The 13,309-nt window shown below is 44.8% G+C and carries 13 protein-coding genes; 2 read left to right on the top strand and 11 right to left on the bottom strand.

What is annotated here, in order from left to right; genetic code table 11:
* Positions 1-4 precede the first annotated feature (4 nt).
* Together nadC and nadB are read right to left on the bottom strand one after the other, a co-directional pair.
* Positions 5-838, bottom strand: a complete 834-nt coding sequence (nadC, locus tag BBG47_RS00220; RefSeq protein WP_065290027.1) for a carboxylating nicotinate-nucleotide diphosphorylase — start codon at positions 836-838, stop codon at positions 5-7.
* Positions 820-2,517 (bottom strand): L-aspartate oxidase, encoded by a 1,698-nt coding sequence (gene nadB, locus BBG47_RS00215; protein ID WP_065290026.1) that lies wholly within the window; start codon positions 2,515-2,517, stop codon positions 820-822. The genes nadC and nadB overlap by 19 nt, the downstream gene beginning before the upstream one ends.
* A 236-nt stretch (positions 2,518-2,753) precedes the next feature.
* Between nadB and BBG47_RS00210 the strand changes: the two genes are divergently transcribed.
* Together BBG47_RS00210 and BBG47_RS00205 are read left to right on the top strand one after the other, a co-directional pair.
* On the top strand, positions 2,754-3,899 hold the full coding sequence (locus BBG47_RS00210) for an IscS subfamily cysteine desulfurase (RefSeq protein WP_065290025.1): 1,146 nt from the start codon (positions 2,754-2,756) through the stop codon (positions 3,897-3,899).
* The gene (locus BBG47_RS00205; RefSeq protein ID WP_021259883.1) at positions 3,889-4,431 is read left to right on the top strand and encodes a transcription repressor NadR; all 543 of its coding nucleotides are present in this window, start codon (positions 3,889-3,891) and stop codon (positions 4,429-4,431) included. Before BBG47_RS00210 ends, BBG47_RS00205 begins: the two co-directional genes overlap by 11 nt.
* Positions 4,432-4,674: 243 nt before the next feature.
* Here the strand turns inward: BBG47_RS00205 and BBG47_RS00200 are convergent, their stop codons facing one another.
* The 9 genes from BBG47_RS00200 to BBG47_RS00165 form a co-directional block, all read right to left on the bottom strand.
* Positions 4,675-5,838: an Ig-like domain-containing protein gene (locus tag BBG47_RS00200; protein WP_065290024.1), complete on the bottom strand. Its 1,164-nt coding sequence runs from the start codon at positions 5,836-5,838 to the stop codon at positions 4,675-4,677.
* Between the two features lie 312 nt (positions 5,839-6,150).
* Complete coding sequence (locus tag BBG47_RS00195; RefSeq protein WP_065290023.1) at positions 6,151-6,750, bottom strand: nitroreductase family protein; 600 nt, start codon at positions 6,748-6,750, stop codon at positions 6,151-6,153.
* Between the two features lie 344 nt (positions 6,751-7,094).
* The gene (locus BBG47_RS00190; RefSeq protein WP_065290022.1) at positions 7,095-7,562 is read right to left on the bottom strand and encodes a hypothetical protein; all 468 of its coding nucleotides are present in this window, start codon (positions 7,560-7,562) and stop codon (positions 7,095-7,097) included.
* 164 nt (positions 7,563-7,726) lie between these two features.
* Positions 7,727-7,897 carry a hypothetical protein gene (locus tag BBG47_RS31165; RefSeq protein ID WP_175400455.1) on the bottom strand — a complete coding sequence of 57 codons (171 nt, stop codon included), beginning with the start codon at positions 7,895-7,897 and terminating at the stop codon, positions 7,727-7,729.
* A 98-nt stretch (positions 7,898-7,995) separates the two neighbouring features.
* Positions 7,996-8,250, bottom strand: coding sequence for a hypothetical protein (locus BBG47_RS29360; RefSeq protein ID WP_065290021.1), 255 nt, complete (start codon positions 8,248-8,250; stop codon positions 7,996-7,998).
* Positions 8,251-8,488: 238 nt separating this feature from the next.
* Positions 8,489-9,943 (bottom strand): alpha/beta hydrolase family protein, encoded by a 1,455-nt coding sequence (locus BBG47_RS00180; protein WP_065290020.1) that lies wholly within the window; start codon positions 9,941-9,943, stop codon positions 8,489-8,491.
* A 94-nt stretch (positions 9,944-10,037) separates the two neighbouring features.
* Positions 10,038-11,018, bottom strand: coding sequence for an alpha/beta hydrolase (locus BBG47_RS00175; RefSeq protein ID WP_065290019.1), 981 nt, complete (start codon positions 11,016-11,018; stop codon positions 10,038-10,040).
* Between the two features lie 213 nt (positions 11,019-11,231).
* The gene (locus BBG47_RS00170; RefSeq protein WP_021259891.1) at positions 11,232-12,599 is read right to left on the bottom strand and encodes a sensor histidine kinase; all 1,368 of its coding nucleotides are present in this window, start codon (positions 12,597-12,599) and stop codon (positions 11,232-11,234) included.
* A complete protein-coding gene (locus BBG47_RS00165; RefSeq protein WP_065290018.1) occupies positions 12,596-13,270 on the bottom strand; it encodes a response regulator transcription factor in 675 nt (224 codons plus the stop codon). Before BBG47_RS00165 ends, BBG47_RS00170 begins: the two co-directional genes overlap by 4 nt.
* Between the last annotated feature and the right edge of the window lie 39 nt (positions 13,271-13,309).

The following is a 13,309-nucleotide window of genomic DNA, read 5'->3' as shown; positions in this document are numbered from 1 at the left end:
TTCCTTAACGAAGTTCTACATCCATGCTAATGTCTAAACTGTGTACCGAATGAGTCAAAAATCCGAGCGATATATAATTCACACCTGTTCCCCGATACTGGTGAAGAGTATTAAACGTAATGCCGCCTGATGCCTCAGTTATGATGCTTCCTGGTGTTAATGACGCGAAGTGCTTCACTTCTTCCGGTGAGCGGTTATCGAACATAATGACATCTGCCTGCGCGGCAATAGCCTCCAACAGCTGTGCCTCCGATTCAATCTCTACCTCAATCCGAATCATGTGGCCAGCATAAGATCGCGCTCGTCTAACCGCCTCTGTGATCGAGCCGCAAGCCGCAATATGATTGTCCTTGATCATAATGCCGTCATATAGACCGAAGCGATGATTATAGCCGCCGCCTACACGCACCGCATACTTGTCGAGCATGCGCAGACCCGGCATCGTCTTGCGCGTATCACAAATTCGGGTATGCTCGTCATCGAGCAGCCGAATCGCTTGTCGCGTCTGAGTCGCAATCGCAGACATGCGCTGCAGCAAGTTCAGGACAACGCGCTCTCCAGTCAGCATTGCTCCCGCAGGTCCCTGTAAGACTGCTATTGGTTCTCCCTTAGATAGAGAGTCCCCATCTCGCTTCTGTAAGGAAATCTGAATCCCCTCTGACATCAGCCGAAAGCCCTCTGTAATGACATCCGTCCCTGCAAGCAATCCAGCAGCCTTACTTTTAATAACCGCTTCGCACTGTTCGCCGTCAAATAGAAATGACGATGTCTGATCCCCGCTTCCGATATCCTCCGCATAGAAGGATTCCAGCAGCCGTCTTAACTGAAAACGTTCCATGATGGCACAATCCTTTCGTTACGCACAATTTGAATTCCTGTCAGGGAATGGACAATTTGTCTACTTCCCCAATTATGATAATCACGATTCGGACAATCGCTCCGGTAATGAGCCCCGCGGCTCTCCTCCCGCAGCAAAGCAGACTCGGTAACAAGCTGTGCCAGCTGCCACAAGTTCGCAAGCTCCAGCTGTTCCCTTGTGATTTTTTGCACTTTCAAGGCCTGTGTCGGCATCTCCATTAACCACTGCTTCATGCCCTGCAATTGTTCCCGATTCCGTTCAATTGCTGCTGCCGCCGTCATTCTACGCTGAAGCTCAGCAAGCGACGTCTGCGGAACCTGTATCGAAATGGAGTGCTGCACATTACCATCAACTATTTCAGCCTCGACTTCTTTAGCCATGCCTACTTCGCCAGTAATTGCTGCTTCACCCGTGAATGCTTCAGTCGCTCTGGCTCCTCTGACAACGTTTGCTTCAGACTTGTCGGCCCATGATCCCAGTTTCCCGAGTTCACTCGCACGAATTCGCATTGCCGCCCTGCGCCCTGTAACTAGTGCTTCCAGCAATGAATTGCTCGCTAGGCGATTAGCTCCATGGAGTCCGTTGCAGCCGGCTTCCCCAATCGCAAATAATCCGTGAATACTGCTCTCTGCCCATTCATTAACTTGAATGCCCCCCATGAGGAAGTGCATGCCCGGGGCTACTGGAATCCGTCCCTTCTCCAGATCTACACCAGCTTCTTCACAAAGTCGTGTAATACTCGGGAAGCGACTTCGAAACTCTAGACATGCTTGAATATCTATATACACCGCATGCCCTTGCTGCATCTCTTCATGAATTACACGAGCTACGACATCACGTGGAGCCAAATCCTTAAGTTCATGTCTGCCTTCCATAATCCGGCGGCCATGCTCGTCAATTAACACACCGCCTTCCCCGCGCACCGCTTCGGACACTAGTCCATAGCTGCGGTCATCCTTCACAAGCAGCGTCGGATGGAACTGCATGAATTCTAGATCCGTTAGATGCGCTCCTGCACGATAGGCCAGCATCAGCCCATCGCCGGTTGCAATCTGATGATTGCTGTGATGGCGATACAGGCTGCCACATCCACCTGTGGCTAACACGACATGATCAGCATGAAGCATCTCGATCTGCCCTTCCTTGCTTCGGAGAACAACACCATTACAGTGTCCTTTCTCCACAAGAAGATCTATTACAGTAACAAATTCACGTATATGAACATGTCTTGGGATCCGTTGCAGCAAATACTCCACCAGCATCCTGCCAGATGCATCGCCACCAGCATGAAAGATCCGATTCGCACGATGAGCACCTTCACGTCCCAGCATTAGCCTGCCATCGCGATCACGGTCAAAAGGAAACTGAGCCTCTACAAGCTCAAGCATAATTTCCTTGCCCTCCCGAATGACCATCTGCACCATGTTCAGGTCGTTATGCCCCGCTCCGGCTTCAAGTGTATCTGCGATATGACTAAGCATCGTATCATCGGGCAAGTAAGAGGTAGCAATCCCCCCTTGTGCCAGAATTGAGTTGCTGTCTGACACCTTTCCCTTGGTTAATACAGTTGCGTGTATATGTGGAGGCAGCGAGGATAATAACGACAATGCCGCGACTCCAGAACCCACAACAATAACGGAGTGTTCTCCCTTTTCCATATCTCTTCACTTCTTTATTTCGAAAATAAGTGCATGAACTTTACAAACAGACAATCATATAATATACATGTGTCTTTACACCTGTATTGACAGTAAATCTGATACAACATTACAATAAGCTCAGTTACTTTGCAAGCAAGGATTTTGATAAAGGCAACTCATCCCTGCGATAGACATAGGAAACATGACTGCATGACGAGTAACAAATATCAAGGATATAAAGGGGACTTTCACCGTTGATATATTTGGATTACGCCGCTGCTGCACCTATGGATGAACGGGCGCTGCACCTACTAACCGAATTGAGCCGCGAAGCATACGGCAATAGTCACAGCCTTCATGACACAGGCGGCCGTGCAGCAAATGTGCTGGAATACTGCCGAGAGAAGCTTGCAAGTATGATAGGTGGAGTTAAGGAAGGCATGTATTTTACGAGCGGAGGATCAGAGTCAAATCTATTGACGATTCAATCCATTCTGAACGGGTTGCCAGAGGGGAGAAAGCATCTTGTCACAACGGTAATGGAGCACGCCTCCATCCGTAATGCCATTCCCTATCTGGAACGGCTAGGATACCGGGTGACGCTCATTGAGCCAAATACGAGAGGTATCATTACGAAGGAAATTCTTAAACAAGCACTTGAACCGGACACAGGCTTAGTATCCATTCAGCATGCCAATTCCGAGACAGGAATTGTGCAGCCGTTGGCAGAGCTGTCGCCTCTACTCAGAGCACGAGGCATTTTCCTGCATAGTGATATGGTTCAGACATTTGGCAAGCTCCCGATTGATATCCGCCAGCTGGGAGTGGATGCCTGCTCGTTGTCCAGCCACAAAGTGTATGGCCCCAAAGGGGTGGGAGCCGCCTTCCTTCACCCACGCGTCCCTTGGCAGCCTGTCCTTCCAGGAACCAATCATGAACGCGGATTTCGTGCGGGCACAGTCAATGTTCCCGGTATTGGCGCCTTCGTGACCGCAGCCGAACATTGCGTAGAGAATCAAGCCGAGCTGTTCTCACACTTCCGGCAGCTTCATACTTATTTGTTCACCCAAGCTGGGCGGCTTGGAATTCCACTTACCCCTGCTGTTAGCGAACAAAACGCCGAAGTTGCTCCACATATTGCCGGGTGCCTCTTTGACGGGATGGAGGGCCAATATGTTATGCTAGAATGTAATCGCAACGGAATCTGCATTTCGACCGGAACGGCCTGTGCAGCAGGCCATCAGGAGCATTCCCCCTCTCTTGCCGCTATTGGACTTTGCAAGGAGGAAGCGCTTCGGTTTATCCGCATTTCCTTCGGCAGATCCACAACTACTGAGCATCTGGACAGCCTATTAACATTGCTGGCGTCCTTGAAAGGAGCAAATCCAATTGGCGACTAACATCAAGCTGACAGGCGAAGAGCGCCGAACGAAGCTGCTGGATTGGCTGAAGTCCTCCTCCCCACTCACGGGAACCGAGTTGGCCCAACGAGCCAATGTATCACGCCAAGTAATCGTGCAAGATATGACCTTGCTAAAGGCGCGCAATGAACCCATTCTCGCGACTAGCCAAGGATACGTATACATGGATCAAAGCACAAAAGAAAACGCCTCGTTGTTCGAGCGAGTAATTGCTGTTCAGCACGCACCCGAGCAAAGTGAGGAAGAACTGCTGCTTATCGTCGATTATGGCGTAGGCGTCAAGGATGTTATCGTGGAACACCCCATATACGGGCAAATCTCGGCACAAATCCGCGTCAATACCCGCAAAGAGGTATATGATTTCATGAACAATATCCGCAGCAGCGGAGCAGCCTTCATCTCAGAGCTTACGAACGGAATTCATCTCCATACCTTGACCTCCCCAAGCGAAGAGCGATTGGATGAAGTATGCGAAGCACTCAAAAAGGTCGGGTTCCTTATTACGGACTAAGCACGGGCACATTCTTACGGATAGAGGTCTAATTGACGTCTACATTGTTGCTGTGAGACAACGAGATTCTCGATAATGGCAAATGAAAAGCGGCAGTATCAGGAATGACGAATCCTGAGCTGCCGCTTTCCGATATATACATCTTCATGACGCTAACATCACGAGCAACACGAACATCATGCTTTACTTCTACAGGTCATCAACCTGTGCAGGCCTTGTATAGAACTAGAACTCAAGATCATCCTACTCTACTGTGATACGCAGAGATACTTGTTTGCCGCCATATGAAAAGGTAAGGACAGCCTTCCCTTTACTTACTGCAGTGATCATCCCTTGATTGGCAGTCGCCTTGCCATTCGACTTCGACTTGGCAAGTGACGTGACATCAGACGTGTTACCGCTGCTGTATACGGCCTGTACTCGATAGCTCGTCGACTGATGAGGCGCAAGCTTCGCCGTCGATGCCACAACGGTCAGCTTTTTCAACTTTGGTGTGACTTGAACCGGGATTTCAAACGTACGATCACCGTACACGCCCACAATTCTCGTGGTTCCCTCCGTAAGTCCTTTTACGCCGGAAACGGTCACTTTGGCAATTTGATCATTGCCGGACTTCCATGCTATCTTGCCAGCAAGCGACACCTTTTTGCCGCTGGATAAAGTGCCGATTACTTTAATGGGCTTCGCAGCTCCCGCTTCCACAACGAGAGACGTAGGCTGAACCTCAATACTCACCAAGTTTTCCTGTAGTACAACGGGAAGAGTTACACCTTTCCCTCCATAATACAGTTTTACGCTGACGCTCCCCTTTGGCTGCCCCACCGCCGTAACGACACCACTGCCAACGTCGATGCCCTGACCTGACGCTTTCGCCGTCACCTGTGAAGTTACATCTCTTGTGCTCCCGCCCGCATAGACCGCCTGAACGGAAAAAGCCGCAGACTTCCCGGGAGACAGCACCACCTTCGTAGGAGTTACAATTAGTTTTTTAATCGTAGCAGTAACGTGTACGGAAATATCAAACCTTTGTGATCCATATACGCCTGTAACGATCGTACTTCCTTCCGCCACGCCCTTGATCGTTGCGCCGCTCATTTTCACAACTTGCTCGTTGCCTGACTGCCACTGCACCTTCGATCCAAGCGATACTTTTTTTCCATTGGATTCATATCCGTATACTTTAATCGACTTGGAGGAACCCGCACCTAATGTGACAGAATTAGATGGACTCACGTCATATTTCACAAACTCCTTAACGGAACCTGGCTGATTGCCGTATGTCACCGATACCGCGTCGCTCTGGGCATATAAACTTGTTGGGCATGATAAGGCCAGGATAAGCATCGAACAAACGATGAGCCACCCAATGCCGATGCGGCCTTTTCTAACTTCAATTACTGACTTCATAATTTCTCCTCTCTCGACAATTAGGTTCTCTGTGTATAGTTAACGATTAGACTATGGTGGAATCAAAAAAGTTCACCTGTCCAATTATTTACTATATTATTTATTAACGGCTTATCGTGAGAAAAAGTGAACATCTCGCACGCGGTATAAGGTTTCCTTCTCAATCCTCCAGCTAGGTTATGTAAGAAACTACTGCAAAGAAAATCAATCTTGATGAAGATTACTCATTGGCACAAAAAAAGAATCCATTTTGAATAATGAAAAATCAAAATGGATTCTTTGTATTGAACGTTCCGTTTACATAGTACTTAATTACTTATGAAACATTACACGCTCTTCTAACGGTTTGAATTGCTTTTCACCTGGTGCAGCTGTTGGATTACCAAATGGCATTTGCGCAATAAGTTTCCAATTAGCAGGGATATTCCATTCTTTTTTCACTTCATCATCAATCAGTGGATTGTAATGCTGCAAAGATGCTCCCAATCCCTCTGCTTCCAATCCTGTCCACACCACTAATTGGTGCATACCTGATGCTTGGTTTGACCAAATTGGGAAGTTGTCAGCATATGCAGTAAATTGTTCTTGAAGTGATTTCACTACAGCCTCATCTTCAAAGAATAATACAGTACCATAACCTGCTTTGAAGGAATCCATTTTTTGTTGTGTTCCTGAAAAGTCTCCATCACCAACTACTTTTCTCAATGTTTCCGTTGTAATGTCCCATAATTTATTATGTGCCTCACCAGACAATACAACCAAACGCGAAGATTGTGAATTGAACGCTGACGGAGTGTGTTTCACAGCAAATTCGACGATTTCTTTGATTCTCTCATCTGATACTTTGACCTCTTTATTGATTCCGTAGTAAGTACGTCTTTCTTTAAGTGCAGTGTAGAAATCTTTTGCCATCGTTTTCTTCCTCCTAAATTCGAATATCCTTTAAATCGATATATGTTGTGGAAACATGTGTAAATAAATTAATTGCATCATTTTCAATACTTTTTCATCCATCCTCAATTAATCTATCCTGCCTGTTTCGCATTTATACAAATAGGAGCAACAGCTATTTGGGATGGCACAACTTTATCTTGGACTAGAGTATCTCTAATTCGAGATAATTATATAAAATAAAATGAGTATAGTCAACAAGAAAGAAAATGACTTTTGAATTTGAATTTTTAGGTTCTAACGTCTTGCAAAAGCGGGATACAAAAAGACATCTCAAGAACGAGATGCCTTTTTGATAAAAGTATCTATTCGCCGACCCAGTCGAGTTTCACTTTTCCGTTGGTGATTTTACCACTTGGAGCACCGTTATACCACAATTGAACTCGGTAGGTACCCGCTTTAAGTTTAGTGTACGTGTGTGCCTTAATATTGTCGGTGAAAATGTCCTCTTTAACCATATCCCAAGAGCTTCCATTCTTTTTTTGAAGCTGCATGTAGAGTAAAGTGTCTTTTGGATATGTTGCGTAAGCTGTCACAGCTACATACTTACCCTCATCAACAATCATATTTTTTTTGACGAGGAGATTAGTAGATATTGAATCAAATGTTCCTTCGTAATGCATGTTTGTTGATGCTGAAATCGTTGGATTGTTACTAGGTGTTGAAGCATATGATGCATTTACTTGAGACGATACTTGTTCTGCATTTGCAGCAGGCACAATAGATATAACCGAGAGAGCCGCCAATAAAGCTAAGAATGGAATTTTCTTCATAATAATCGCTCCATTTATAATTTTTGGCGATGCTGTCTGGACAACGACGGAACTACTTTATAGAAATAATAGAATATATTGTATTCTTTGGCAAGTGAAATTAATAATGAATATAAATTACCTTACTAGGCGTATCCGCATTGTTCTATAAATGATGAAATAAATTAACTTTCTAATGAAATCTCAAATGTAGAGCCAATTTCTCCAGCAAATACAATTCTACCGTTTTCCGGCAACACAACTTGATTCTTGCCGCTGACCACGGTGTGATTGATACATATCCCCGCCTGTTCATAGACAGCAAAGGAACTATTCGAAGGCATGGTAACCGTCATGACCTTTCCTGCAGCTGCCGTTGGGATTGAGAACCATTTCGTATAGCCGTCCGCTTCAATCGTTGTCGAAGATTCTTTACCTGATTAGAGTGGTTTTACTAGCTCCTCACCGGCGTACAAGCCGCACCATGATCGATAAGCGCATATTGCAGACTTGTTGTGCCGTATGTTTCGGTGAGTAACTTGGCTTTCTCAGCAACTATTTTTTTGGTCGCATCAAAAGCAAGATCACTGCTGTTACTCGTAGCTGGTGCGGCCATTGCAGACATTGGCGCCAACATGGTTAACACAAGGGTTAACGCGGCGATTAAAGTTCGTTTTTTAGCTATTTTCTTGCCCACTCTCATTACCATTCGCATCTTCTCCTGTCCTTATCTGTTTATTGGCGATCCACTACTCGCCAATAAAGATAGCTTATACGACGACGATGTACTCCTTATGACGACAATATGAACGGAGTATGAACAGGAAAAAATGCTATAGCGTCACATGGAGAATACGGGTAGCAGTGTTTAGAGAATCCGAATGGACAAATTGACACCATCGTTACATCCAACGACGAATTCACTCAACGCAGTCGGACATTATCGGTTAAAAGTCTCCCGGACCTATAAATTTCACCTCTGGATACAAGTCATTCGGTCCCTGAATCAGATTTCCACCCGTTCCTTTCAGATGCTTATTAAAGAAATCGAGTACATATTGATTTACGATCCATGATCCTCTTTTACCATCCATATTTCCTGTTATCCCAGTCAGTTTAATCAACGGAGAATAGAATTGAAGATCCGTAAAATTGAAGTGTTCGGTTCCTTCTACATAAATCGCACTTCCCCCCTGATTGATAACATTTTTAATAATGTGCAGCTCATCTGAAAGTTGTTTATTTATTTCGTTATCCAGATTTTTATCCTTTTTAAAATCTACTAACCAGTCTTTAAAACTTCCCGATCTTATGAACATAAACGGCTTGTTTATAACATCTCTATTTTTCACTTCATAGAGTGACCCGTCCATATTGATCCCGGCCTTGATTCTATGATCTAAATAAGTTGCATTAAACGCCGTTGCACCCCCAAAAGAATGCCCCATCGCGCCTATGTTATTTAAATCTATTTTCCCTTTAAATTGACTTTCGATTGCCCCTGAATTTAGCTTTTCAATTTGATTAATTACAAACTCTACGTCTTGTGTCCATATATCCCCAATCTTTCTACGCTCATCTGTTGTTTTCATCTTTGTTTTATAGTCCGTTACACGGCCATCCGGAAAAATGGTAGCAAAGGTGCTATACGTATGATCGATTGTGACCACGATAAACCCATGACTGGCCAGATTCTCGGCTTGTGATGCATGTAGAACTCTACTGGTTCCCATACCATGAGATAGCAATACCAAGGGATAAGGACTTGTAGAAGGCAATATTTCTACATTTTCATAAGAATTGGTTCTACTATACTTCCAGTAATCGAATACAAAATCGGGAAGGTTTAAAGAATTAGAGTATGTCTGAATATATTTTTTGAACATTTCTTTATCTTTTGGAAAAAGCGCTTCACTCTTGTTGTTATTTTTATTTTCCGTAGGATACCAAACTTGAACCATTAGCTCCCGCTTATCGCTTTGATCTTCAGTTAAGACTTCATCTCTATTCTGATCTGTAAAATGAAATGTTTGAGTACCCACTTTCTCTGGACCATCAAGCTTCGGCAAATGAAAGACAGGCAAGTATACAGACAAGCTGGTAGATACAACAAGTAAAATAACGATGATGGAAGATAAACTATATTTCGGCAGCTTCCCTAATTTTATATTTACCATCTTTCTTGAATGCCTGAATAACACGATGAGTAGGAATAGAGCCGTCATCATATATACCAAAAGCAACTGCCATCTGTACCCCTCAACCAACAATTGAACTGCGAATATAACGCTACTTCCTATACACAAACCCAATCCTGTTTTCTGTGCGCTTCTTTTAATAAACAACAAATCTAGTAGTAAAGCCAAACAGGATAGAACTACAAGGATTTCAAATAATCTCATACGCATCCCCCTCTTTCATCAATTGACCCAGACACAGGCCGAATTGGATAAACTGTGGAAACCGTCCTTTGGGACGGTCTTCCATTCGTTCTATTTATTTTGCTTCTTTCATAAAGGTTCTAACGTTCTCCGCGATTTCTTTGAATTTGGTGTGGTGTAAATAATGGGAGCCTTCCATAATGACGACTTTTCCATGCACCGAGTCTTTGATCTGCCCTTCATGCAGAGGAATCCATCCGGGTACACCTTGATTATCCGCTTGTACAAAGAGTAGAAGTGGAAGGTCTTTACGGAATGTTAAGCCTTGAGCCCCTTTGAAATTAGAGGAGATATGATCCATTTCATTTAACATCGTGGAACTATTCGAGTTTTTATTCGACAGCATGGTCATCTGCTCTACGGTGCGATCATCAAATGCGAGTTCACCATAGGGGCTGCCACCAAATTTGACCGCCAATCTTTGGAGACCTGATTTTTTAAGAAATGCAAACGTTTTCAATGGGAATTTTACATCCACACCTGGTTGTGTTGGAACACTGCTATCGATTCCGACAAATGCAATCACCTCGTTAGGATACTTGTTCACATAATCAATACCGTAAATTCCTGTAATGGAGTGGCCCATGAGCATGTATCGGTTAATGTTAAGCTGCTGAAGCGCTTCATGAACCTCACTTACGATGTTCTCTGTAGTTCGATCTTTTTCAGTTCCATCACTTAACCCATAACCGAAAGGCTCAACTGCAACAACTTTGTAGTTTGGAGATAGTTCATCGATGAGCAGCTTAAAATCAAGCGCTGGTGCAGCTGTTCCATAACCAGGCAGAAGCACGATCGTTTCCTTGCCATCGCCTTGAATTAACACATTCATATTTTTACCGTCCACAGACACGTGTTGACCATAGGGCTCTATTTGTTTTTTCTCCGAATTCGTACTTATCACATTCATGATATAAACAATCCCTAGAAAAAGAACAATAACGATAACGATTGCTGCTATGATTTTAAGTAAAATGCTTCGCATTTTCTTAAATTTCGTTCCATTCCCCGTTTTCTTTTCCTCTGTTTGTGTCACTCTCATCTACTCCTGTCCTGATCTGTTTATTCAGTTACCTTAACAGTGCGACTTATGAAAGTTTAACCAACAAAAATGTACTCCTCATGACGACAATATGAACTGAATATGAACAAGTAAAAATGCTGCGGCCTACATACAAGGAAGCTTGCATGTGGGCCGCAGCATGGAGAACGCGGTCCAGTCAATCCGATGGATACCCTATGAATCTAACTAATCTGTTGGCGTAGTAATAGGCAAGGTGACAATGAAGGTCGTTCCTTCACCTGGTTCGCTCTCCACTCGGATGTCGCCTTGATGAAGCGATACGATCTGCTTTACGATGGCAAGCCCCATACCGCTGCCGCCATACTTACGGCTATGGGAACGATCGGCCTTGAAAAACCGTTCGAATATACGCTTCTGATCCTCCAAGGAAATACCAATGCCCGTGTCGGATATGCGGACGATCGCGTTTTTGGCATCTTGTTTGATGCTGACGTCAATCATGCCGCCATCCCTCGAAAATTTAATGCTATTTCCAATTATGTTCGTCCATACCTGATTTAACAAATCATGATCAGCCGTTAGGCGAATGGCCTTTAAGTTGAGCTCGAAATGGATGCTGCGAGCAGACCATTGCGGTTGGAGCGCCACGATTACTCGTCTGATCTGTTCATCAAGGCTAAGTGTAGACAAACGAAGTTGCTGTGACTGCGCTTCAAGCAAACTCAGCTTGAGCAGGCTGTCGCTCATCTTGGACATCCGCTTCGCTTCAGCGATGATAATATCAAGATAACGACTTCTTTCGTGATCTGCTAGGTCTACTTGCTTGAGTGCGAGCGCATAACCGGAAATCGAGGTGAGCGGAGATTGAACCTCGTGCGACACATTCGTTACGAATTCCCTACGCATCTTCTCCAGTTGCTGCAAATCGTGCATCATTTCTTCGAAGCTGCGAGCCAAAGTACCCAGCTCACCCGTTTGCTTAATATTCAGCTTGACGTTGAAATCACCAGCGGCTATACGCTTGGTCGCCTTTGTCAGCTTTTTGATCGGTCTTACCAAAAATATGGAGGCAACCAGAATCAATAAGCTTCCTGCAATCAACGAACAGGTTGCAAAGATCGATGCCCACATGGTGACAAAGGAGGTGGAAGGGGGGGCGAGCATCTCCAAGAACATCGCTTTTGTTCCCAGTTCCGTTTTCAATGGCAGCCCTAAGAGAACCTTGCCAATACCATTCGGATTGTCTTGAACAACTCCTCCAGCTAATACTTTCTTTAATTGCTCCTTCGTCACAATGGCAGGTTTGTGTTCGTTAACTCTTCCGTACGATTGGAACTGACCCGTTGCTTCGTAAATCCGAATATGATAGGAATCCAGCATCTTCATTTCACTTACGAACGAATCCGCTTCACTTAACGGAAGAGTCTTGTAAATCCGGACAATATCTTGGCCAAAGTTACGAATGTTGATTTGTGCGTTCTCGTTTAATTTTCCTTCAAATATCCAAGTGGACACAAAAAAAGAAATGATCGTACCCGCGATAACAGACACTAAAAATGTCAGGACAACACGTATATATAAGGACCTGATCATTCGTAAACCTCAAGCCGGTACCCAAGCCCACGTACCGTTTCGATACGAAAATCGGGTGTAGTTGCGAACCGTTCGCGCAGGCGTTTAATATGTACGTCTACCGTTCGATCATCTCCTGCATAATCAATACCCCAAATTTGATCGATCAACTGCTCGCGTGTATAGACTTGTCCAGGTGTTCCAGCGAGCTTATATAACAATTCGAATTCCTTGAGCGGCAGCGTAAGCGACTCCGTCCCTCTCAACACCTTATAGGTCTGTCGATCAAGCGTGACATTGCCGAACTGGATGGTCTGCGTGGAGCCAATCCGATATCGTTTCAGTAATGCTCTAACACGAACCGTCAACTCTAGCGGATCGAATGGTTTCGTCAAATAATCGTCCGTCCCAAGATCGAAACCTTTCACTTTCTCCCATGTTTCGCCTCTCGCAGTCAGCATAAGCAAGGGTAGATCAGGATTCGCTCTTCTGAGCTCCTTGCATAACGTCCAGCCGTCCATTACCGGCATCATAATATCAAGAACGACAAGATCGACATGCGTTGAGGCATAGACGGCCAGTGCTTCCTTACCGTCCGCGGCTTCAACTGTTGTGAACCCATCTTTGCGTAAAAATAAACATACAAGTTCGCGAATGTTCGCATCATCATCAGCAACTAGTATAGTAGGCATCCGTTCCCTCTTTTCCCAGTTTTTCATCTATGCTGTTAA

Origin of the sequence: Paenibacillus sp. KS1, assembly GCF_001680695.1 — a bacterium.
In the GTDB taxonomy this organism is placed as follows: Bacteria; Bacillota; Bacilli; order Paenibacillales; family Paenibacillaceae; genus Paenibacillus_B; species Paenibacillus_B suaedae.
This window is presented reverse-complemented; position numbering and strand designations above follow the sequence as displayed.

Coding starts and splice junctions, on each gene's coding strand:
- nadC (WP_065290027.1), bottom strand. CDS start 838: ATGGAACGTTTTCAGTTAAGACGGCTGCTGGAATCCTTCTATGCGGAG.
- nadB (WP_065290026.1), bottom strand. CDS start 2,517: ATGGAAAAGGGAGAACACTCCGTTATTGTTGTGGGTTCTGGAGTCGCG.
- BBG47_RS00200 (WP_065290024.1), bottom strand. CDS start 5,838: ATGAAGTCAGTAATTGAAGTTAGAAAAGGCCGCATCGGCATTGGGTGG.
- BBG47_RS00195 (WP_065290023.1), bottom strand. CDS start 6,750: ATGGCAAAAGATTTCTACACTGCACTTAAAGAAAGACGTACTTACTAC.
- BBG47_RS00190 (WP_065290022.1), bottom strand. CDS start 7,562: ATGAAGAAAATTCCATTCTTAGCTTTATTGGCGGCTCTCTCGGTTATA.
- BBG47_RS31165 (WP_175400455.1), bottom strand. CDS start 7,897: ATGACGGTTACCATGCCTTCGAATAGTTCCTTTGCTGTCTATGAACAG.
- BBG47_RS29360 (WP_065290021.1), bottom strand. CDS start 8,250: ATGGTAATGAGAGTGGGCAAGAAAATAGCTAAAAAACGAACTTTAATC.
- BBG47_RS00180 (WP_065290020.1), bottom strand. CDS start 9,943: ATGAGATTATTTGAAATCCTTGTAGTTCTATCCTGTTTGGCTTTACTA.
- BBG47_RS00170 (WP_021259891.1), bottom strand. CDS start 12,599: ATGATCAGGTCCTTATATATACGTGTTGTCCTGACATTTTTAGTGTCT.
- BBG47_RS00165 (WP_065290018.1), bottom strand. CDS start 13,270: ATGCCTACTATACTAGTTGCTGATGATGATGCGAACATTCGCGAACTT.